17 protein-coding genes are annotated in these 19,777 nt (G+C 54.9%); 7 read left to right on the top strand and 10 right to left on the bottom strand.

All coding sequences use genetic code 11. The features are described 5' to 3' along the window. Position 1 precedes the first annotated feature (1 nt). The 6 genes from K5L82_RS16055 to lptM are packed head-to-tail and all read right to left on the bottom strand — an operon-like array spanning position 2 to position 5,558. Positions 2-1,399, bottom strand: coding sequence for a diguanylate cyclase (locus K5L82_RS16055; protein WP_223134845.1), 1,398 nt, complete (start codon positions 1,397-1,399; stop codon positions 2-4). An 11-nt stretch (positions 1,400-1,410) separates the two neighbouring features. Then, complete coding sequence (gene xerC, locus K5L82_RS16050) at positions 1,411-2,358, bottom strand: tyrosine recombinase XerC (protein WP_223134963.1); 948 nt, start codon at positions 2,356-2,358, stop codon at positions 1,411-1,413. 23 nt (positions 2,359-2,381) lie between these two features. Further along, positions 2,382-3,137 carry a DUF484 family protein gene (locus K5L82_RS16045; protein ID WP_223134844.1) on the bottom strand — a complete coding sequence of 252 codons (756 nt, stop codon included), beginning with the start codon at positions 3,135-3,137 and terminating at the stop codon, positions 2,382-2,384. A gap of 17 nt (positions 3,138-3,154) precedes the next feature. Next, a complete protein-coding gene (dapF, locus tag K5L82_RS16040; RefSeq protein WP_133006650.1) occupies positions 3,155-4,069 on the bottom strand; it encodes a diaminopimelate epimerase in 915 nt (304 codons plus the stop codon). 14 nt (positions 4,070-4,083) lie between these two features. Next, complete coding sequence (lysA, locus tag K5L82_RS16035) at positions 4,084-5,334, bottom strand: diaminopimelate decarboxylase (protein WP_133006651.1); 1,251 nt, start codon at positions 5,332-5,334, stop codon at positions 4,084-4,086. Between the two features lie 32 nt (positions 5,335-5,366). Beyond that, entirely contained in the window at positions 5,367-5,558 is a 192-nt protein-coding gene (gene lptM / locus K5L82_RS16030; RefSeq protein WP_223134843.1) for an LPS translocon maturation chaperone LptM, read from the bottom strand. Between the two features lie 218 nt (positions 5,559-5,776). Between lptM and K5L82_RS16025 the strand changes: the two genes are divergently transcribed. Then, positions 5,777-8,221 carry an EAL domain-containing protein gene (locus K5L82_RS16025; RefSeq protein WP_223134842.1) on the top strand — a complete coding sequence of 815 codons (2,445 nt, stop codon included), beginning with the start codon at positions 5,777-5,779 and terminating at the stop codon, positions 8,219-8,221. A gap of 50 nt (positions 8,222-8,271) precedes the next feature. Here K5L82_RS16025 and argH read toward each other — a convergent pair whose 3' ends face one another. Further along, positions 8,272-9,678 carry an argininosuccinate lyase gene (argH, locus tag K5L82_RS16020; protein WP_223134841.1) on the bottom strand — a complete coding sequence of 469 codons (1,407 nt, stop codon included), beginning with the start codon at positions 9,676-9,678 and terminating at the stop codon, positions 8,272-8,274. Between the two features lie 182 nt (positions 9,679-9,860). On the opposite strand from argH, the gene K5L82_RS16015 reads away from it, so the two are divergent. The 6 genes from K5L82_RS16015 (at position 9,861) to K5L82_RS15990 (ending at position 15,793) form a co-directional block, all read left to right on the top strand. Then, on the top strand, positions 9,861-10,841 hold the full coding sequence (locus tag K5L82_RS16015) for a sensor histidine kinase (protein ID WP_223134840.1): 981 nt from the start codon (positions 9,861-9,863) through the stop codon (positions 10,839-10,841). Between the two features lie 15 nt (positions 10,842-10,856). Continuing rightward, on the top strand, positions 10,857-11,612 hold the full coding sequence (locus K5L82_RS16010) for a LytR/AlgR family response regulator transcription factor (protein ID WP_223134839.1): 756 nt from the start codon (positions 10,857-10,859) through the stop codon (positions 11,610-11,612). Positions 11,613-11,720: 108 nt separating this feature from the next. Continuing rightward, the gene (gene hemC / locus K5L82_RS16005; RefSeq protein WP_223134838.1) at positions 11,721-12,659 is read left to right on the top strand and encodes a hydroxymethylbilane synthase; all 939 of its coding nucleotides are present in this window, start codon (positions 11,721-11,723) and stop codon (positions 12,657-12,659) included. Beyond that, positions 12,640-13,443, top strand: a complete 804-nt coding sequence (locus tag K5L82_RS16000) for a uroporphyrinogen-III synthase (RefSeq protein WP_223134837.1) — start codon at positions 12,640-12,642, stop codon at positions 13,441-13,443. The genes hemC and K5L82_RS16000 overlap by 20 nt, the downstream gene beginning before the upstream one ends. Before the next feature lie 23 nt (positions 13,444-13,466). After that, positions 13,467-14,555 carry a uroporphyrinogen-III C-methyltransferase gene (locus K5L82_RS15995; protein ID WP_223134836.1) on the top strand — a complete coding sequence of 363 codons (1,089 nt, stop codon included), beginning with the start codon at positions 13,467-13,469 and terminating at the stop codon, positions 14,553-14,555. Continuing rightward, on the top strand, positions 14,552-15,793 hold the full coding sequence (locus K5L82_RS15990; RefSeq protein ID WP_223134835.1) for a heme biosynthesis HemY N-terminal domain-containing protein: 1,242 nt from the start codon (positions 14,552-14,554) through the stop codon (positions 15,791-15,793). The genes K5L82_RS15995 and K5L82_RS15990 overlap by 4 nt, the downstream gene beginning before the upstream one ends. Before the next feature lie 4 nt (positions 15,794-15,797). Here the strand turns inward: K5L82_RS15990 and K5L82_RS15985 are convergent, their stop codons facing one another. The 3 genes from K5L82_RS15985 to rho form a co-directional block, all read right to left on the bottom strand. Beyond that, on the bottom strand, positions 15,798-16,832 hold the full coding sequence (locus tag K5L82_RS15985; RefSeq protein WP_410505863.1) for a 2Fe-2S iron-sulfur cluster-binding protein: 1,035 nt from the start codon (positions 16,830-16,832) through the stop codon (positions 15,798-15,800). Continuing rightward, the gene (ubiD, locus tag K5L82_RS15980; RefSeq protein WP_223134834.1) at positions 16,804-18,291 is read right to left on the bottom strand and encodes a 4-hydroxy-3-polyprenylbenzoate decarboxylase; all 1,488 of its coding nucleotides are present in this window, start codon (positions 18,289-18,291) and stop codon (positions 16,804-16,806) included. Before ubiD ends, K5L82_RS15985 begins: the two co-directional genes overlap by 29 nt. A 213-nt stretch (positions 18,292-18,504) precedes the next feature. Continuing rightward, positions 18,505-19,767 carry a transcription termination factor Rho gene (rho, locus tag K5L82_RS15975; protein WP_114334854.1) on the bottom strand — a complete coding sequence of 421 codons (1,263 nt, stop codon included), beginning with the start codon at positions 19,765-19,767 and terminating at the stop codon, positions 18,505-18,507. Between the last annotated feature and the right edge of the window lie 10 nt (positions 19,768-19,777).

The following is a 19,777-nucleotide window of genomic DNA, read 5'->3' as shown; positions in this document are numbered from 1 at the left end:
ATTAATTCGCTACGACTCGATTCCGCCCCGTCGCTTTGGCTCGATATAGTGCCCGATCAGCACGATCAAAGGCGTTGTCTTCACTGTCACCACGAACAAACTGCGCTAACCCGGAAGAAAACGTAATGCTGACCGGATTACCGCCGAAATGGAATGGTAATTTCTCGACATAACCTCTGAGCTTATTCAGTACTGAAACCGCCTCGTTCATGCTGGTTTCCGGTAGCAGCAGTGCAAACTCTTCGCCACCAATACGGGCAATAAAATCAGTAGCTCTCAAGCGCCCCTGAAGCTCACGGGCAACCAATTGCAGCACTCGGTCGCCGGCTTTGTGTCCGTAGGTATCATTAACCCGTTTAAACAAATCGATATCGACCACCGATACGGTTAACGGATGGCCATATCGCTGCCACCGGTTATACTCAAAATGCAGCCGCTCTTGCCACGCTTCACGGTTGGGCAGTTGAGTCAGCAGATCCGTCATAGCGCGAGCACGCTCCCGGCGAATTTGTTCCTGCATTTGCTCGGAGCTTGCTTCCATTGCAGCCATTTTCTGCTGCATGGATTCGAGTTGCTCCGCCATCCAGCTTTCTCGCTCAGTTTCCTTATCTTTGAAACGGCCTAATGCACTAGCAATCTGATCAAGTCGCTTCCCCACCGAGTACTTCAGAGTGTCTAAATCTGCACCAACCCGGAGGTCCTCGCTGACCAAATCGATTTCTCCGCGAATTTCCCGATCGAGAATAGCCGTGTCATCTTTACGTGACGAATTACAATCAGACTGTTGGGAAAAATGCTCCCGCAGAGTTTCGAGTCGGGCGTTAAGGCGTGTTAAAAAAGCCTCGAGTTCACGCTGATTACGGGTAATCGCCCGGATCAACAGTTCGGATACCGACTCTAAACTCGTACGCAATGTGCTCCAATCAATACTGGAAAGCAGGGTCTGCTGGAGCTCTTTGGCTTTTGCTTCCGCCTCAGGTTCAAGCGTGACCTGTTCCAACACCTTGCTGAGCAACTGCCCTACGTGCCGAGCAATAAGAAGGCGATGATCCTGATCTGAAATGTCTATACCGTCGTTGGGTGGCGCCGGAAAAGACGGCGTTGGAGCAGCCGTTTCATCATGGGGCGGTGCAGGTTTTTCATCCAATAGTGCGATCTGACGGTCAATCTGTTCCTGCAAATGGAGCCACTTTTTCGCGTTCAGTGTTTTTCGGCGAAGATCGGCCCTAAGTTGATTTAACAAGCGATCTAATTCAGGCCGTTGGCCTTCGGAGGCCACACTGGTTCGCACCAACATTCGCTCTAGCAGGTCGCGCTGTTCCTTGCATTGCTGCTCTTGTTGTTCTGCTTCTTTTAGAACCTGTTGATATTTGTTCTTCCAGGATTGCTCCGATGCCATGCCGTGCTCCATTATTGGCCAGCCGAATCGCTGCCAACCGCGTCGGACGTATGCGCTCCCGAACGCCGACGTGCCCGAGGGTGGCTTTGGTCATAAACCCGGGCAAGATGCTGAAAGTCCAAATGAGTATAGACCTGAGTCGTGGCAATGTCCGCATGCCCCAGCAGCTCTTGCACCGCTCGCAAATCTCCGCTCGATTCCAGCATATGGCTAGCAAACGAATGCCGGAGCATATGAGGATGCAGCCGTTGCTCGGCTCCTTGTTGCGAACCCCATCGCGCCAAACGCGCTTGAATGCTGCGCCGACTTATACGACCACCCCGCTGACTAACAAACATAGCGAGCTCACTGCCCACCACAAACTGGGCACGGCATTTAAGCCACCGACGAATCGCTGCTGCCGCTTTCGCCCCAACCGGCAACAGCCGCTCTTTACTGCCTTTGCCCCAAACCCGGACCTCTCCGCCGACCAAATCCACAGCATCCAGATTGAGACCGGCCAATTCTGACAGCCGAAGACCGGACGAATACATCAGTTCAAACATCGCCAAGTCACGCACTTCCAACGGGTCATCGGGGTTTACTTCAAGTAACTGGTTGAGTTGATCTACATCGGCAACTTTTGGCAAACGACGGCCACTTTTCGGGGCACGGATATCCAGAGCCGGATTATCTTTGGAGCGCCCTTCTCTGAGCAAAAACTGGTAAAAACGTCGCGTTGAAGACAAATGCCGCGCAATGCTTTGGCCAGATAGCCCATTTTTACTCAGGCTGGCAACATACCGACGCATATCGTGATTGGTCACCTTGGACCACTGATCGATACCCATTATGGTGAGCCAGGCACCTAAACGCTTTAAATCTCGGAGGTAGTGTTCGCAGGTGCGGGGGGAGTGACGTTTTTCAGAAGACAAATGCGTTGCAAAATCTGCCAGAGGAACGGAAAGCGCCTCTGACATTTGCTCTTCGGAAGCGGCGTTGGTCACCCTTGACCACTCTCCACGGTTAGCTCGGCAACTTTTGCGGCATCGGAACCATGCCGTTTCAACACCGGTGGCAGCAAGCGGCTGAGCGTATCGCTGATGTAGCTTAGAAACAGCGAACCCATGTTCTGATCGAAGTAACCGGGTTCACAGCTGCCGACCGCAAAAACACCCACCAAGCCTTCGTACCGGAGTGGCACCACAGCCACCGAGGCGATAGGCTCATCACGGTCCGGAAACAGGAAGGCCCGCTCCGTCTCCCGGAACTGACCGCACACTGCCCGATCACCGTCCAGTAATGCACCCAGCCGCTGCTCAGCCTGGCTTTTACCCACAATGTGCAGAGCACCATGAGACTGACCCAGCTTATTCACGTCACCGAACAATAAAATTGACGCCGCATCCAAACCGAAGTCACCACGAATGCTGTCGTCGATGGCCGAAGCCATGTCCTGCAAATTCTTGGCCTCTATCACTTGCATCAACAACCGCTTGCTCTTTTCAAACAAGCGATCGTTATGGCGAGCGATGGAGACCAATTCCATCATTTCGCTGCGCAAAGTATCCCGCTGTTCCCGGAACAAGTGAACCTGGCGTTCAACCAACGAAATCGCGCGGCCACTGTCGTGGGGCAAGGTTAAACTCCGTAGCAGCTCATCTTGGTCGAGAAAGAAATCAGGATTAGCGCGAAGGTAATCCGCAACCTGCTCCGGGGTAAGTTCGCCGGCCTTCTGGCGGGCCGTTTGTTCTGTCATCACGTTCTCCTGAACCGTCAGGCCCTGTTTTTATACGCTCTTGAGCTTTTCCGTCGGCGGGGCGGGGTATCGCCCGGCAGCCGCAACTGGCCGTCAAAGACTGTTGAGGCGGGGCCCTCCATCATAACAGGGGTCCCTTCCCCCTGCCATTCAATCACCAAAGGGCCACCTCTCAGCTCCACTTTCACCCGCTCATCGAGCAAACCACGCAATCGGCCGGCGACCACTGCAGCACAAGCACCGCTACCGCACGCCAGAGTTTCACCAGAACCCCGTTCAAACACCCTCAACCGGGCGTGACCACGATCAATAATTTGCAGAAAACCAATGTTGGCCCGAGCCGGGAAACGCGGGTGTTTTTCCAGCAATGGCCCCAAGGTAGACACCGGCGCAGTATCGACATTTTCAACAACCAGAACTCCATGGGGGTTGCCCATGGACACCGCTGAAAGCTCCACCGTCTGCTCGTCAACATCAACGGTATACACGGTTTTCTGGCAATTGGCGGCAAAGGGAATCGCCGGCGGATTCAACTCCGGCACGCCCATATTCACCAACACCTGGCCGTCTTTGCTAACACGCAGCTCAATGATGCCTTTCGCGGTCTGCACTCGAATCACCCGCTTGTTCGTCAAGCGTTGATCCCGGACAAAGCGGGCGAAACATCGCGCTCCGTTGCCACATTGTTCCACTTCCGAGCCATCTGCGTTAAAAATACGGTAACGGAAATCAACGTCCGGCAGCCCTGGCGGCTCAACGACCAACAACTGGTCAAAGCCGATGCCGAAATTCCGGTTAGCCAGTTCACGGATCATCTCCGAGTTCAGTCGAAACTGCTGGCTGATGGCATCCACCACCATAAAATCGTTGCCCAGCCCGTGCATTTTGGTAAACCGAAGCAACGGGCCTTGCCCTCGCCTTTGCTGCGTCATATCCGGCTCCCCGCTCATTCCGGCAAGCAACTTTCCGGCGCCAGCTGTTCGTCCAGCGTCTCCCGGCGGCGTACAACGTGTACCTGATCACCGTCAACCATCAACTCGGGCGGACGGTTGCGTGTGTTGTAGTTAGAAGCCATCACAAATCCGTAAGCACCGGCTGAGCGAACTGCCAGCAAGTCGTTCGCCTTCAAGGTCAACGGGCGATCTTTCCCAAGAAAATCGCCAGTTTCGCAAACCGGACCTACCAGATCCCAGACTTTCTGCTCACCATCATTATGGGGCTGAACCGGCACGATGGCCTGCCAGGCGCTGTAAAGTGCCGGGCGAATCAGATCGTTCATGGCCGCATCAATAATGGCAAAGTTGCGATGTTCGGTGCACTTGAGGAATTCCACTTTGGTCACCAGAATACCGGCGTTCGCGGCGATGGAGCGACCGGGCTCCAGAATAAGCTCCAGTTCACGGTCCCCCATACGCTCAGACAAAGCCGTCACGTACTCAGACGGCTCAGGTGGTGATTCCTGATCGTAGGTCACACCCAGTCCACCGCCCATGTCGAGGTGACGAATGTTAATGCCTTGCTCTGCCAGGCCATCTACCAATGCCAACACCCGGTCCAGTGCGTCCAGAAACGGTTCAACAGTGGTCAGCTGCGAGCCGATGTGGCAATCCACACCTTTAATATCCAGGTTCGGCAAAGTCGCTGCACGAGCATATACCTGCGGTGCCTCCGCGATATCAATACCGAACTTATTTTCTTTAAGCCCGGTGGAAATGTAGGGATGCGTGCCGGCATCCACATCCGGGTTCACCCGCAAGGAAACCGGCGCCTTCACGCCCAGTTCACCGGCCACCGCATTCAACCGGTCAAGTTCGGTATCGGACTCCACGTTAAAGCAGCGTACACCGGCTTCCAGCGCCCGCTTCATTTCCCACTCTTGTTTGCCCACACCAGAGAACACCACCTTGCTGGTATCGCCGCCTGCCCGAATCACTCGCTCCAGCTCACCGGCCGAAACAATATCAAAACCGGCACCGAGCCTGGCCAAAACGTTCAGCACGGCCAGATTGCTATTCGCTTTTACGGCGTAGCACACCAAGTGAGGGCGATTGCTCAGGGCGTCGTCGTAGGCCCGGTAGTGTCGCTCCAAAGTCCCGCGTGAATACACGTAAGCCGGAGTGCCAAACTGCTCGACAATCCGGGCAACCGGAAGATCCTCGGCGTAAAGCTCGCCATCGCGATAATTAAAATAATCCATTCTTTTCCTGAACTCGTTAAGTGAGGTAAACGTCAACGCGTCTTTTGCTGATCATCACGGGCATCCGAATCTCTTGCCGGCTCTTTCGAGGCGATTTCGGAAGCGTCTACTGCCACCGGCGCTTCCCGGTACAGTGGGCCTTTCTGTCCGCAGCCACTCACGGCGAATATGACTAGCAGACACAATGTCGCATAGCCGAACCGAAGCGCTTTCATCGTCTGCATACGTTTACCCTTGCGTGAATAATAGGCGAAGTATACCCGAGTCCCCTCCCGTACCGCGAGGTCACCGCCATATCAAAACAACGCCTTGGCCAAGAGGTTTTTTTCATCTGGATAGCCAGTATGATGAGGCTTTGGTCGTAACTCAGGCGAACAACCATAAGAACACTCGGTTCCGGGCGAATTCCGGCACCGCTAGATCATCATGAGGCACCCGCGCTTTGAAAGAGTTCCTGATCCAACGCTATCGCCCCGACCCTTCCGGGCCTGTCATTCACCCAACGCTGCTCCGAGTGGACGTTGACGGCCGCATCGTTCACGCGGACAGGCACGCAGAAACTATGTTCGGGTACGATGCCAGTGAACTCCCGCGGCTGTCCGTGCAACACATTCTCGCCTCTCGTCAGGATGACCCCTTCGCGCCGGCCCACCGCCACCGCCTGGCCAACGGTCAAACCGTACTGGTCACGTTCAAGCACAAAGAGGGCTTCTTCTTCACAGCATCGCTTGGTCTAAAACTCGAAACACTGCTAAGCAATCCTGAAACCAGCGCTTCCATTACTCAAAAAGACAGCCAACAAATAGACGGTCGCTTGCTCGCGCTCGCTGAACGCAGTGCCAGCTTTGGTTTTTGGGAACTCGACGTAGCCTCCAATGACGTGTTCTGGTCTGAAGCCATGTATCAGTTGCTAGAGCTGCGCGTGGGGACGGACCTTTCCCCCGAACAAGCGTTATTTTACTGCCAGTCCCATCAGAACCGCGTGCGAGCGTTGATTCGCCGATGTATCCGCTCAGGCCAATCCTTCAGCATTGAGTTACCAATCATCACCAGCCAGCAGCGACTGGTAAGAGCCACACTAACCGGCCGCGCACTAAAAAGTGGCGAGCGAGCGCACCGAATAGGCGGTGTGCTTGTCAATCATAGCTCTGCCATGTACCACGACGAGCAAAAACAACAAGCTCAACGCCTGCTCGAAGCCATGACAACCGCCACTCCTGACCTGGTGGTAGCGATCGACACGAATTTTGACTTACTGCATTTTAATGCCGTTTGGGAGCAGCAATTCAGAACCGCCTTCGACCTGGATCCTCAGCCCGGAGACAACCTAAAAGCGCTCCTCAAGGGCTTCCCCAATGAACGTCGCCTGATGGAAAGTTTGTGGCAGAAAGCGTTCGAACGTGAACACTTCATCGCCGAGATGCCACTATTCAGTGACGGAGCGTCGTCCACTTTATTCGAGCTTCATTTTCAGCAAATCCGCAACGATAACGGCGAAGTTGTTGGTGCCGTGCGTATTGCTAGAGACATTAGCTGTGGTGCTCTGGAAAACAGTGGTGGTGATCATCGCATGCGTCATGATCCGATCACGGGCCTAATGAACCGCCGCGCTTTCAGTGTCCATCTTGAGCGCGCCATTAGTCATCGTCATAAACGCCAGCAGGTCGATAGCCTGTTGTTTCTCGACATTGACGATTTTGACAGTTTCAGCGAGATCGCTGACACGGGAACCTGTGACCGCTACCTTCGTGAATTGGCCAGCACACTGAATCTACGAGTACGAAAGCGTGACGCACTCGCGCGTTTGGGCGGAGATACCTTTGCCTTATTTATCGAAAACTGCCCGGAATCCCGCGCGCGGAGAATTGCCGATGAAGTCCGAGAGCAAATCGCTCAGTTTCAATTCGAATGGCAGGGAACCGTACTTCAAACAACCGTCAGCGGCGGCTTGCTCGTCATTGACAAAGATGCCCCGGAACAACCCGACATACTCCTGAGCCAAGCTGCCGATTTATGCCACACCGCGAAGACTTCCGGCCGGGACCGGATTCACACCGCGCATGCTTTACCGACAGAAAAGGACAACGACAGCGGGAGCGAGCTGCGATTACAACAGCTGCGTCAGGCGCTGGACGATGAGGCTTTGGTGTTGGAGTTCCAGGCTCTGAAACCCGTGGCCAGTGTGACCTGGGGCGATCACATCGAAATTTTATGTCGCATACCAGCTGGCCCGAACAACGATCCACTCAAACCCGAGCACTTTCTGCCGGTGGCCGAACGCTACGACTTGGCCAAAATGTTGGATCGGCAGGTTATCCGGCAAACTCTAGCCTGGCTCAGCCAACATCGTTTGCTGGTGCCTCGCCTGAAATATTGCGGCTTCAACCTGTCTCTGGCTTCGGTTCTGGATGACACTTTTACCGATTTTATGGAACACGCTGTCGCTATGACGCCCTTTGCCGCCAGTTGCTTTTATCTGGAGATTCGGGAATCCCACGCGACGCGGTATCCCGACGAAGTTGCAGTTCTTTGTGACGCCCTGCATCAGATCGGATGCCGAGTGGCATTGGAAGGTGCGGGAGCCTCGGTGGAAAGCTACAGTCTGGCAGCAAATCTCCCCGTTGATATCATCAAACTCGACAAGCGGGTGATGCATCAGCTGGAGAGTGACCCAGTTCAACAGATCATGGTAGATGCTCTACACCGAATTGCCGAAACTACGGGTAAAGAAACCGTTGCCACTTTTATCGAGAGCGACGAAACCCTTCGAAAAGTACGCTCACTGGGCATTCATTTCGGGCAGGGCTACCGGCTGGCACGACCTCAACCTCTGGAAGATCTCACGCCCGCAGTGGTGGAGTTAAGCACCGGGCGAATTGGAGGGTAATGGAATACCGGCCCCCAATGGGCGCCGGTATTCCATCAGACACTTATGCGTTAAAGCGCAGATCTGGCACGGGCAACCGCTGCCAGCACCTGATTCGGCGCCGTACCACCCAAGTGGTCACGAGCTTGTACTGAGCCATCCAGTGTCAGCACTTCAAATACATCTTCGCCGATAACATCAGAGAACTGCTGAAGTTCTTCCAGCGTCATTTCCGACAGGTCGCGGTTTTCAGCAACGCCAAACGCCACAGACTTACCGACAATTTCATGAGCATCGCGGAACGGCACGCCTTTTTTGACCAGGTAATCCGCCAAATCCGTCGCCGTTGAGAAGCCACGTTTGGCTGCCACTCGCATGTTGTCCGCTTTCGCCTTGATCGCCGGAATCATATCGGCATAAGCCTTCAGGCAGCCTTTAATCGTATCCACGGTATCAAACAGAGGTTCTTTATCTTCCTGATTATCCTTGTTGTAAGCCAACGGCTGGCTCTTCATCAGGGTCAACAGGCTGATCAGATGGCCGTTCACCCGGCCGGTCTTGCCACGCACCAATTCCGGAACGTCCGGATTCTTTTTCTGCGGCATGATGGACGAACCGGTGCAAAAACGGTCTGGAAGATCGATGAAATCAAACTGGGCCGATGTCCACAACACCAATTCTTCACTGAAACGCGACAGGTGCGTCATCAACAAGGACGCAAAGCTGCAGAATTCGATAGCGAAATCCCGGTCACTGACTGAGTCCAGCGAGTTTTCGGAGGCACGGTCAAAGCCCAACAGTTCCGCCGTCATGTTGCGATCGATCGGGTAGGTGGTGCCCGCCAGCGCCGCCGCGCCCAACGGCATAACGTTCACTCGCTTGCGGCAGTCCTGCAGGCGCTCGGCATCCCGAACCAGCATTTCGTACCAAGCCAGAAGATGATGGCCAAAGGTGACTGGCTGGGCAGTTTGCAGGTGGGTAAAGCCCGGCATGATGGTAGCGGCTTCGCGCTCCGCCAGATCCAGCAACCCAGCTCTCAGTCGCGTTAACTCTTCGGCAATAACATCAATTTCATCGCGCAGATACAGGCGAATATCGGTAGCCACCTGATCATTCCGGCTGCGGCCGGTGTGCAGTTTCTTACCGGTAATACCAATGCGTTCGGTGAGTTTGGCTTCGATGTTCATATGCACATCTTCGAGACTCACAGACCACTCAAAACGACCGGCTTCGATATCTTCCTTAACGCCCTTCAAGCCTTCGATGATTTGGTCGCGCTCGGCGTCGGTCAGCACACCTACTTTGGCCAACATGGTGGCGTGGGCGATGGAGCCGGTAATATCATGGTGGTAAAGACGCTGATCAAAACCCACCGATGCCGTGAAGCGTTCAACGAAGGCATCGGTCGGCTCACTGAAGCGGCCGCCCCAAGGTTTTTCGGAGGATGTGGTCTGGTCAGGTTTTTTCTGATCCGTCATGGTCTATCTTTCCTGCTGATAGCCCGGCTATCATCACGCCGGCCGTGGGTACATGAAATTTTGGGCAGTATAACATTCCGACCCGGGTTAAGGAGACTTCCCTGAAACCGAGCAATGCCTCTCCAGCTTCTAGCACTGCCAGCTTTTTCGTACCCGACTTATGCCGGGTACGAGCGGTGTTCATGCTGTTGGTTACCAGCGAACTGTTGGTATTGGTGCTTGCCATCGTGCAAGCCGAACGGAGCTGGATCGATTGGAACTACTTCGGCCTACTGTCGCTATTCGTGCAATGGACCACGCTCACCAGTACCGCACTAATCTGTTTGCTCCGGCCCTGGCTGGCCCGCCGGAGTGTTGCTCACGCGACTGTCGTGATTGTCAGCATTGTGCTGCTTGACGTGCTGATTTTCAGTTTATTCGCCGACAGTGTTCTGCACCCGGACCATACCCCCACGCCGTGGCAAAGCATTGCCAAGAAACTCCTGTTGGCGCTACTGATTTCACTTATGGTACTCCGGTATTTCTACCTGCAATTCCAGTGGCAACAGCAAACCGAGGCAGAGATGCAGGCAAGACTCACGTCACTGCAGGCCAGGATCCAACCCCACTTTCTGTTCAATAGCATGAATACCATCGCCAGCCTGATCGCCAGCAACCCAGACCGGGCGGAAGAGGCGGTTCTGGATTTGTCAGAGCTGTTTCGCGCCAGCCTTCGCACGGACGACCAATTGGTGCCGCTGAAACGAGAGCTGGAGCTGTGCAAACGCTATTTAGCCATCGAAACGTTACGATTGGGGGACCGACTAACCCTTGAATGGCAGATACAAACCGGCCTAGAGCACCAGGCCATCCCCCCGTTGACTCTGCAACCGCTGGTGGAGAACGCTATCTACCACGGCATTCAACCCCGAGCAGCCGGAGGCACCGTTCGCATTGAAGCTTACGCAAAGGGTAATTTTGTGTATTTGATGGTGCAAAATCCGAAACCCGATAGCGACCAACAACATCACCAAGGCAATCGGGTTGCTCTGGCCAACACCCGGGCCCGCCTGCAAGCTCTGTTTGGCGAGCCTGCCATACTTAAGCAAAGTCACCAGAGCGACATCTACACCGTCACGCTGCGTCTGCCGCGCCGGACGGCCAATCAACAGAGCCAACGTTAAAGATACAGGGTCATCATGAGCACAGCACCACAGCGCATCCTCATCGCTGACGACGAACCGCTTGCCCGCCAACGCATACAGCGATTACTGGAGGCCCAAGGCGACTATCAGGTGTGCGGCGAAGCCGCCGATGGCAACGACACGCTGCACAAGGTCGCCGAACTTGAGCCTGACATCGTCTTGCTGGACATTCGCATGCCCGGGCTGGATGGCATGCAAACAGCCGAAAAACTGAGCCACTTGAACAACCCGCCGGCCATCATTTTTTGTACTGCCTATGATCATTACGCCATTCAAGCCTTTGAGGTACACGCCGTCGCTTACTTACTAAAACCTGTGCGGCGCGAAGCTTTGGCGGACGCGCTGGCCCGGGCCGGGAAGATCAACCGGGTACAGCTTCAGGCGTTGAACCGCGAACCGGAAACAACCGGTGAACAGATTGCGGTTCGCACTCATCGCGGCACCGAATTAATCGAGTTGGCGGATATTCACTACTGCGAGGCTGACCAGAAGTACGTCACCCTGCATCATAGCCGCGGTGAAACCGTGTGTGACTACACCCTGAAAGAACTGGAACAGGCCTATCCCGAACAGTTATTACGCATCCACCGGCACACGCTGGTGGGCGCGCGTTACATTCAAGCCCTGCGGCGTACCGCCGATGGCCAGAACGAACTCGAACTGCGAGGCGTAGCCAACCGACTCGCCGTTAGCCGCAGACACGCCAGTGCAGTACGCCAGTGGCTGCAGGAGCACCAGCCCTCCCCCTGACGGGGTGTTCGAAATACCCAAAAGAGGTACATCCCGGCACCTTACGGGACTTTTCTAATCTCTCAAGGTAACCTTGTAGATACATTTTTCTCAACGACAGTGAGTGCAATGTCCAAACGTATTCTTCGCATCGCAACCCGCAGCAGCGCCCTGGCATTGTGGCAGGCAGAATTCATCAAGTCCGAACTGGAAAGGCTTCACAGCCATATCACCGTCGAACTGATCAAAATCAAGACTCAAGGCGACATAATCCTTGATGTGCCTTTGGCGAAAGTTGGCGGTAAGGGCCTGTTTGTCAAAGAACTGGAAGAAGCTATGTTGGACGGCCGCGCCGACTTGGCCGTTCACTCCATGAAAGACGTACCGATGGAGTTCCCCGAAGGTCTTGGCCTGGTCGCCATTTGCGAGCGTGAAGATCCCACCGATGCCTTCATCAGCAACCACTACGCCAATATCGACGAACTACCTGCTGGCGCCGTGGTCGGAACATCGAGCCTGCGACGTGAAGCGCAAATTCGCGCCAATCGCCCGGATCTCGAAATCAAAATGCTTCGCGGCAACGTCAACACCCGTTTGGCCAAGCTTGATGCCGGTGACTATGACGCCATCATCCTGGCAAGCTCCGGCTTGAAGCGTCTTGGTTTCAGCGACCGCATCCGGTACTGCCTGCCCGATACCTTTTGCCTACCGGCCGTCGGTCAGGGCGCGCTCGGTATTGAATGTCGCTTGAGCGACAACGAACTACGGGAACTGCTGGACCCTCTGAATCACGCTGATTCTGCCGACCGCGTAAAAGCAGAGCGCGCTATGAACCGCCGTTTAGAAGGCGGTTGCCAAGTGCCGATCGCGGCATACGCACTGCTGGACGACGACACACTGTGGCTTCGCGGCTTGGTAGGCTCCGTAGATGGCACGAAAATTCTTCGGGTTGAAGGACGCGCACCGAGAGCGGAAGGCGAACGCTTGGGCCGTGAGCTCGCGGAACAACTCTTGGGCATGGGTGCAGATAAAGTGTTGGCTGAAGTGTATGGCCACACCCCAACCTGACTCACAGCAACGCCTCCCTGAATTGGCGAAGCGCCGCATTCTGATTTGCCGGCCGGAGCCGGAAGCCTCGCGACTGGCCGAGGCATTCCGTGCCGCCGGCGCTGAATGCCGTACCCTGCCGTTGCTGATCAGGGAGCCGCTACCCGAGACGCCCGAACAGCGCACGCTGCTTCAGGAACTGGACAACTTCAGCCACGTCATTGCTGTCAGCCCTTTTGCGGCTAATCTGTTACTCGATCACATTGACAATTGGTGGCCGCAAATCCCGATGGGCCTGCAATGGTACGGTGTAGGTTCAGGCACTTCTTCGGTTTTTGCCCGCCACGGCCTGAAAACACGCCAGCCCAAGCAAGGCTGGACCAGCGAGGCTTTGCTTGAGCTTCCATCTCTGCAAAGTCTGGGCGGGGACAAGGTTTTACTGGCTCGAGGCGAGCAAGGCCGGGAGCTCATTCGCCAGACCTTGGAGCAGCGCGGCGCAAAAGTCTCCGTTATGCCACTGTACCGACGGGCTCAGCCGTACTATCCTCCAGAACAGGTAAATGAGATTTTTGGCGATTTCCGGCCTGAAGTGGTGATTGCGCTTTCCGGAGAAACCCTGAACAATCTCAATTCACTTGCGCCTGATTACCACGCCAGCTTGCACCGTACTCTGGTGGTGGTTCCGGCCGAACGAGTAGCTCAGCAGGCCGAGAAAGCTGGATTCCGAAATCTGATCGTACCTGACGGTTTAGACGATCAAAATCTGGTAGTCAGTGTCGCGTCAACGCTTGCAGCGAGAAGCTAACAACAACGGATAACCGAGTAAGGATGCCCGTGACTGAGACAACGAACCAATTGCCCGCCCCGGTTGAAGAAACCGACACCAAAAAACCGCGCCTTTGGCCTGTCTGGATCATTGCCATCGTTGCCTTGATCCTTGTGATCTTGCTTGCCCTTTGGAATTGGCAGCAGTGGAACAGGCAAAACAGCAGCCTGCAGGCACTGCAGAATCTCAAACAAGACACTGAACAACTCGAGAGCCTCTACGGCAGTCGTGGCAGCGAGCAAAGCCAACGCATTCAAACCCTTGAAAGCAAACTAGCCGAACAGCGCGAATTGATTGCCACCCAACAACGGCAAATCGACCACAACGCTCGGGAACTGTTGGAAGCCGGCAATCGTACTCGCACCGACTGGCTGTTGGCGGAAGCCGAATACCTTCTGCGCGTGGGCAACCAGCGCCTGATGATTGAGAAAGACATTCGGGGCGCGCTCTCCGCGCTGGAGTCCGCCGATGAAGTGTTGGCAGAGTCCGATGACATTGGGGTATACCCGGTTCGGGAACAGCTGGCTAAGGAAATCCTAGCCCTCAAGAGTATTCAGGATGTGGATCGCACTGGCCTATACCTGAAGCTCGAAGCGGCTATAGCCAGTGTGGGCGAGTTAACAACTCAAGCGCTCATCCACGATCAGGCGCCGGGGTTTAATATGACCGAAGACAGCAACGCCCCTGAAGATGGCAGCAATGTATTCACCCGGGGCTGGAACCGCTTCCTGAGCACACTGAAAGACGTCGTTGTTGTGCGCAGGATGGATGAAACAGTCAAACCCTTAATGTCGCCGGATCAAAGTGCTTGGGCTCGCCTGAACCTCCAACTCATGCTGGAAGAAGCAGAAATGGCCGTACTTCGGGGCAACCAAACGCTTTACGAGCGCGCTCTTGAAAAAGCCCGCCGCACCGTCAGCGAATGGTACGACTCGAGCAACCCGGCCGTCCAAGGCTTGTCTGATATCCTTTCGGGGCTGGCCGATAAACACGTTGACCCCAAATTGCCGGATGTCAGCCGATCGCTCGGATTGCTTAAAGAACGCCTGGCCGGCCGACTGGCAACGAACAGCGAAGGTAACGATTCATGATTGTCTTGCTGCTGATCATTCTGGCCGCGCTGCTGATCGGAACCGGTCTATCCCTTGGTTTGGCCTACGATTTGGGCTACATCCGCATCAGCTTGGGCAACTACCTGGTCGAAACCAATTTCTGGGTCGGGCTGACACTGATTGTTTTGCTAGTGGTTGTGAGCCTGCTGGTGATCAATACCATCAAGCGATTCCGCAACGGCACCAGCCTGATGGCAACTTGGGTTAGCCGGGGTCATGAACGCCGAGCCAGGCGTCGCACCACCAAGGGGCTTTTATCCTTGGCCGAAGGCAACTGGCCAAGAGCTCGCAAACTACTATCCAGTGCAGCGAATCACGCCGATACTCCCCTGATCAACTATTTGGCGGCCGCCCAAGCAGCCTCGGAAACCGGTGATCATGAAGGTGCTGATGAGTTGTTGCGACTTGCCTTTGAAAGCACTCCGGGCTCCAGCCTTGCCGTTGGTATCACCCAAGCCCAGCTGCAGCTGTCCGCCAACCGTTTGGAGCAGGCACTAGCAACACTGCTTCGCCTGCGCAAAGAAGCGCCTCACCATCCTTTCGTGTTAAAGCTGCTGAAAACCACCTACTTGCGGCTGGAAGACTGGAAAGAGTTGTCCAAGCTTGTGCCAGAACTGCGTAAGCGCAGCGTGCTCACCGAACGTGAACTGGACGACCTGGAACGCGAAGTGTGGAAGAATTTACTGGAACGGGCCGCCGAAGATTGCGAGCGCAAACGTGAGAGCGATCCGGAAGCTTCTTTAGAGCTCCTCACCCGCTTGTGGGACGAACTGCCCCGCTTCGTGCGCCGAGACGAACACACCATTCATGACTACGCACGCTTACTCGCTCGCTTGGGCGACGAAGAGCAAGCGGAAACCCTGCTGCGCAAGGTGCTTAGAAACCACTGGAACGATGAGTTGATAAACCTCTACGGGCGGCTGGAAGGCAACGATCCCGAAGTACAACTGCTCACCGCAGAACAATGGTACAAAGATCGCCCCAACAACCCGCAACTGTTATTGGCGCTGGGGCGCTTAAGCCTGCGGAATCAACTTTGGGGCAAAGCCAAAGAATACTTTACCGCCAGCCTGAAGCTGAAGCGGGATCGTGAAACCATGGCCGAATTAAGCCGACTGAATGCCCATATGGGCGAGGAAGAAAGTAGCGTTAAACTGATCATGCAAGAGCTTGAATCAGACAACGCCCTGCCCGAGCTACCTATGCCCAAGGCCTGATTTCTCAGGCCCTTGGGGCATATTCCAACACATCCGACAAGAAGTCCTGCTCAGAAAGCCCCGCATCAACCAGCGCGTCCATCAATGAGTACACCATGGTGGGTGAACCACTGGCGTGAACTTCTACCGTGCTCCAGTCAATGCCTGTTGCCAGTACCGCTCGCACCAACTGGTCGTGGTGGCCACCCCAGTCGTTGTCTTCATCATCACCGACCACCGGCATAAAACTGAAGGCATCCCACTCGTCATGCCAGCGCTGGGCCAACGAACGCAGATACATATCTTCGTGTTTACGGACTCCCCAGAACAGCTTGATGCTATGGCTGAAATTTGTACCCTTCAGGTACTCTACCAAACTTTTCATCTGGGCAAAGCCCGTACCTGCTGCCACAAGCACTAGCGGTTTATCCGGGGCTGCCCCCAGACAAGCCTTGCCATGCGGCAACTGCACCGAGACATCTTCACCTGAGGTCAGTGCATCAATCACCTTCTGCGCCGAAACCCATTCCGGCGTGGCTTGTATGTGCAGAACGATGTTCTCCTCCGCAGGGCTGCTGGCGATCGAGAAGTAACAGGGATCTGCGTCTGGCAGATTAACGGAGAGGTATTGACCGGCATGAAAGCTCACATCCCGGCGCCGAGGCAACTTCAACTCTACCCGATATACGTCGTGGTTGATGGAGCTGACGTCCACCACCTTGGCTTGATATAGACGGGGCTGATGATTTCCTGTTGCCATAACGGCGGGTATCTCCAATTCGATATCGGAGAGAGCCTGTGCTCGACACATCATCAGGCGTCCTCCAGTTAAAATGAGTTGCTGATTGCGGGTGTTCAGCGCTTGCCCGCTAATCAAGCGAGCTTCGCAAATCTCACAAACGCCATTACGACATGCCGCCGGCGCTTGAATGCCCGCTTCTACTGCGGCTGATAGCATATCGTTGGTGCTGCTGACCGGGTAGCTCAGATCTGCAGGGCGCAAACGCACGCAATGCAAGGTGACTACCTCTTCATTTTGGGGAGTTTTCCGGAATTTCAATCCCGAGGCTTTCCCAGATATCGTCCACCCGCTGCTTCACCTCATCAGTCATGGTGATGGCTTCACCCCATTCACGATCAGTTTCACCGGGCCATTTGTTGGTCGCATCCAGCCCCATTTTGGAGCCGAGCCCTGACACTGGCGAGGCAAAATCGAGGTAATCAATGGGCGTGTTCTCCACCAAGGTCGTGTCTCGTGTTGGGTCCATCCGGGTGGTCATTGCCCAGATAACGTCTTCCCAGCTGCGAGCATTCACATCATCGTCAGTCACGATCACAAACTTGGTGTACATAAACTGACGCAAGAACGACCATACGCCCATCATCACGCGCTTGGCATGGCCCGGGTACTGTTTTTTCATGGTGACAATCGCCAGCCGATACGAACAGCCTTCCGGCGGCAGATAGAAGTCCACAATTTCCGGGAACTGCTTTTGCAGAATCGGAATAAACACTTCGTTCAGAGCCACGCCCAGCACAGCAGGTTCATCAGGCGGACGGCCGGTGTAGGTACTGTGGTAGATCGGATTTTTACGATGCGTGATGCGTTCAACGGTAAACACCGGAAATTCATCCACTTCGTTGTAATAACCGGTGTGATCACCAAACGGCCCTTCTGGCGCCGTGTCATCCGGATAGATGAAGCCCTCCAGCACGATTTCGGCGCTGGCCGGTACTTGCAAATCGCTGAGCCCTGCATTCACCAGCTCGGTACGTGAGCCGCGCAGCAAGCCCGCAAACGCGTATTCAGACAAGCTATCCGGCACCGGCGTTACGGCTCCGAGAATGGTGGCGGGGTCGGCACCGAGCGCCACCGCGACCGGGTAAGGTTTATCGGGATTCGCTTTGCGAAATTCCTGATAGTCCAAAGCGCCGCCACGGTGACTGAGCCAGCGCATAATCAACCGATTACGGCCAATCACCTGCTGCCGGTAGATGCCTAGATTTTGGCGGTCTTTATTGGGCCCGCGGGTAATGACAAGCGGCCAGGTCACCAACGGACCGGCATCCCCGGGCCAACAATGTTGAACCGGAATCTGGTACAAATCGACTTGGTCTTTTTCGATCACCACCTCTTGGCAAGGTGCAGAGCGGAGCACTTTCGGACTCATTCGCATCACCTGCTTGAAGATGGGCAATTTTTCCAGCGCGTCTTTAAAGCCTTTAGGGGGATCCGGCTCTTTCAGAAACGCCAGCAGTTTGCCGACTTCTCGCAAAGCACTGACATCGTCCTGCCCCATTCCCAGCGCAACCCGTTTCGGCGTACCGAACAAGTTGGCCAACACGGGCATGTCATAGCCTTTAGGGTTTTCAAACAACAACGCCGGACCACCTGCCCGCAGGGTGCGGTCGCAGATTTCGGTCATTTCCAGATGAGGGTCAACTTCTACGCTGATGCGCTTTAGTTCTCCCATCTTTTCCAGCTGGGCAATGAAGTCTCTCAGGTCGTTGTATTTCATCTTATGCTCCGCATTTAGCCTTCCATGCTTTGAGCGTTCGGAGGGCTAAAGTCAGTGTTTGGACTGGGGAGTTAGAACCAAGCCGGGCGAGGGTGCCAAAACGGAAAACGTGGTTTTCCTGAATATTTTGGCACCCTCGCCCGGCTTAGCTCTTCCAGTATTAGGCTTGGGTTCCGCACTTTGGCGGAATTCGCCCTACTCCGAAGTTCAAACTCAACGACGCTTCATAGATTGGAAGAATTCGTCGTTGGTCTTGGTATCCCGCAGCTTGTCCAGCAGGAATTCCAGGGATGCGGTGTCGTCATCCATAGAGTGCAGCAACTTGCGCAGAATCCAAACGCGCTGGATTTCCGATTCAGACATCAACAGATCTTCACGGCGAGTACCGGAGCGACGCACGTTGATGGCCGGATAAACGCGTTTCTCGGCAATCTTACGGTCCAGGTGGACTTCCATATTACCGGTACCTTTAAACTCCTCGTAGATGACCTCATCCATTTTAGAGCCGGTGTCTACCAGCGCGGTCGCCAAAATGGTCAAGCTGCCACCCTCTTCAACGTTACGGGCAGCACCGAAGAAGCGCTTCGGCTTTTCCAGAGCGTGGGCATCCACACCACCGGTCAATACTTTACCGGAAGACGGAATCACGGTGTTGTAAGCGCGAGCCAGACGGGTCATGGAGTCCAGCAGAATGATAACGTCTTTCTTGTGCTCAACCAGACGCTTGGCTTTTTCGATCACCATTTCAGCTACCTGAACGTGACGGGCTGGCGGCTCGTCAAAGGTAGAGGCAATCACTTCACCGCGCACAGTCCGCTGCATTTCGGTGACTTCTTCCGGACGCTCGTCAATCAGGAGCACCATCAGGTGGCACTCTGGGTTGTTCCGGACGATGGATTGGGCGATACCCTGCATCAACAGCGTTTTACCCGCTTTGGGTGGTGATACGATTAGACCACGCTGGCCTTTACCGATCGGCGATACCAGGTCGAGCACTCGTGAAGAAAGGTCTTCAGTACTGCCATTACCCACTTCCAGCACCAAACGTTCATCCGGGAACAACGGCGTCAGGTTTTCAAACAGAATCTTGTTGCGAGCGTTGTCGGGCTTATCGAAGTTGATCTCGCTCACTTTCAGCAGAGCAAAGTAACGCTCGCCGTCTTTTGGTGGGCGGATCTTGCCGGCAACGGTGTCGCCTGTCCGCAAGTTAAAACGGCGGATCTGGCTGGGCGACACGTAAATGTCGTCAGGACCAGCTAGGTAGGACGCGTCAGCAGAACGTAGAAAGCCGAAGCCATCCTGCAGAATCTCCAGTACACCATCACCGTATATGTCTTCGCCGCTCTTCGCGTGCTTCTTCAGGATGCTGAAGATGACGTCTTGTTTGCGCGAACGGGCGAGGTTGTCGAGGCCCATCTCTTGCGCGATTTCGAGCAATTCGGGCACAGATTTCTGCTTGAGTTCAGTAAGATTCATAATTTGTAGG

Source organism: Marinobacter sp. AL4B (assembly GCF_019916045.1).
GTDB lineage: Bacteria > Pseudomonadota > Gammaproteobacteria > Pseudomonadales > Oleiphilaceae > Marinobacter.
This window is presented reverse-complemented; position numbering and strand designations above follow the sequence as displayed.

Excerpts from the sequence above, each read along its gene's own strand:
- K5L82_RS16055 (WP_223134845.1), bottom strand. The coding sequence starts at position 1,399 with ATGGCATCGGAGCAATCCTGGAAGAACAAATATCAACAGGTTCTAAAA.
- xerC (WP_223134963.1), bottom strand. The coding sequence starts at position 2,358 with ATGTCAGAGGCGCTTTCCGTTCCTCTGGCAGATTTTGCAACGCATTTG.
- K5L82_RS16045 (WP_223134844.1), bottom strand. The coding sequence starts at position 3,137 with ATGACAGAACAAACGGCCCGCCAGAAGGCCGGCGAACTTACCCCGGAG.
- dapF (WP_133006650.1), bottom strand. The coding sequence starts at position 4,069 with ATGACGCAGCAAAGGCGAGGGCAAGGCCCGTTGCTTCGGTTTACCAAA.
- lysA (WP_133006651.1), bottom strand. The coding sequence starts at position 5,334 with ATGGATTATTTTAATTATCGCGATGGCGAGCTTTACGCCGAGGATCTT.
- lptM (WP_223134843.1), bottom strand. The coding sequence starts at position 5,558 with ATGCAGACGATGAAAGCGCTTCGGTTCGGCTATGCGACATTGTGTCTG.
- argH (WP_223134841.1), bottom strand. The coding sequence starts at position 9,678 with ATGACGGATCAGAAAAAACCTGACCAGACCACATCCTCCGAAAAACCT.
- K5L82_RS16015 (WP_223134840.1), top strand. The coding sequence starts at position 9,861 with ATGCTGTTGGTTACCAGCGAACTGTTGGTATTGGTGCTTGCCATCGTG.
- K5L82_RS16010 (WP_223134839.1), top strand. The coding sequence starts at position 10,857 with ATGAGCACAGCACCACAGCGCATCCTCATCGCTGACGACGAACCGCTT.
- hemC (WP_223134838.1), top strand. The coding sequence starts at position 11,721 with ATGTCCAAACGTATTCTTCGCATCGCAACCCGCAGCAGCGCCCTGGCA.
- K5L82_RS16000 (WP_223134837.1), top strand. The coding sequence starts at position 12,640 with ATGGCCACACCCCAACCTGACTCACAGCAACGCCTCCCTGAATTGGCG.
- K5L82_RS15995 (WP_223134836.1), top strand. The coding sequence starts at position 13,467 with ATGCCCGTGACTGAGACAACGAACCAATTGCCCGCCCCGGTTGAAGAA.
- K5L82_RS15990 (WP_223134835.1), top strand. The coding sequence starts at position 14,552 with ATGATTGTCTTGCTGCTGATCATTCTGGCCGCGCTGCTGATCGGAACC.
- ubiD (WP_223134834.1), bottom strand. The coding sequence starts at position 18,291 with ATGAAATACAACGACCTGAGAGACTTCATTGCCCAGCTGGAAAAGATG.
- rho (WP_114334854.1), bottom strand. The coding sequence starts at position 19,767 with ATGAATCTTACTGAACTCAAGCAGAAATCTGTGCCCGAATTGCTCGAA.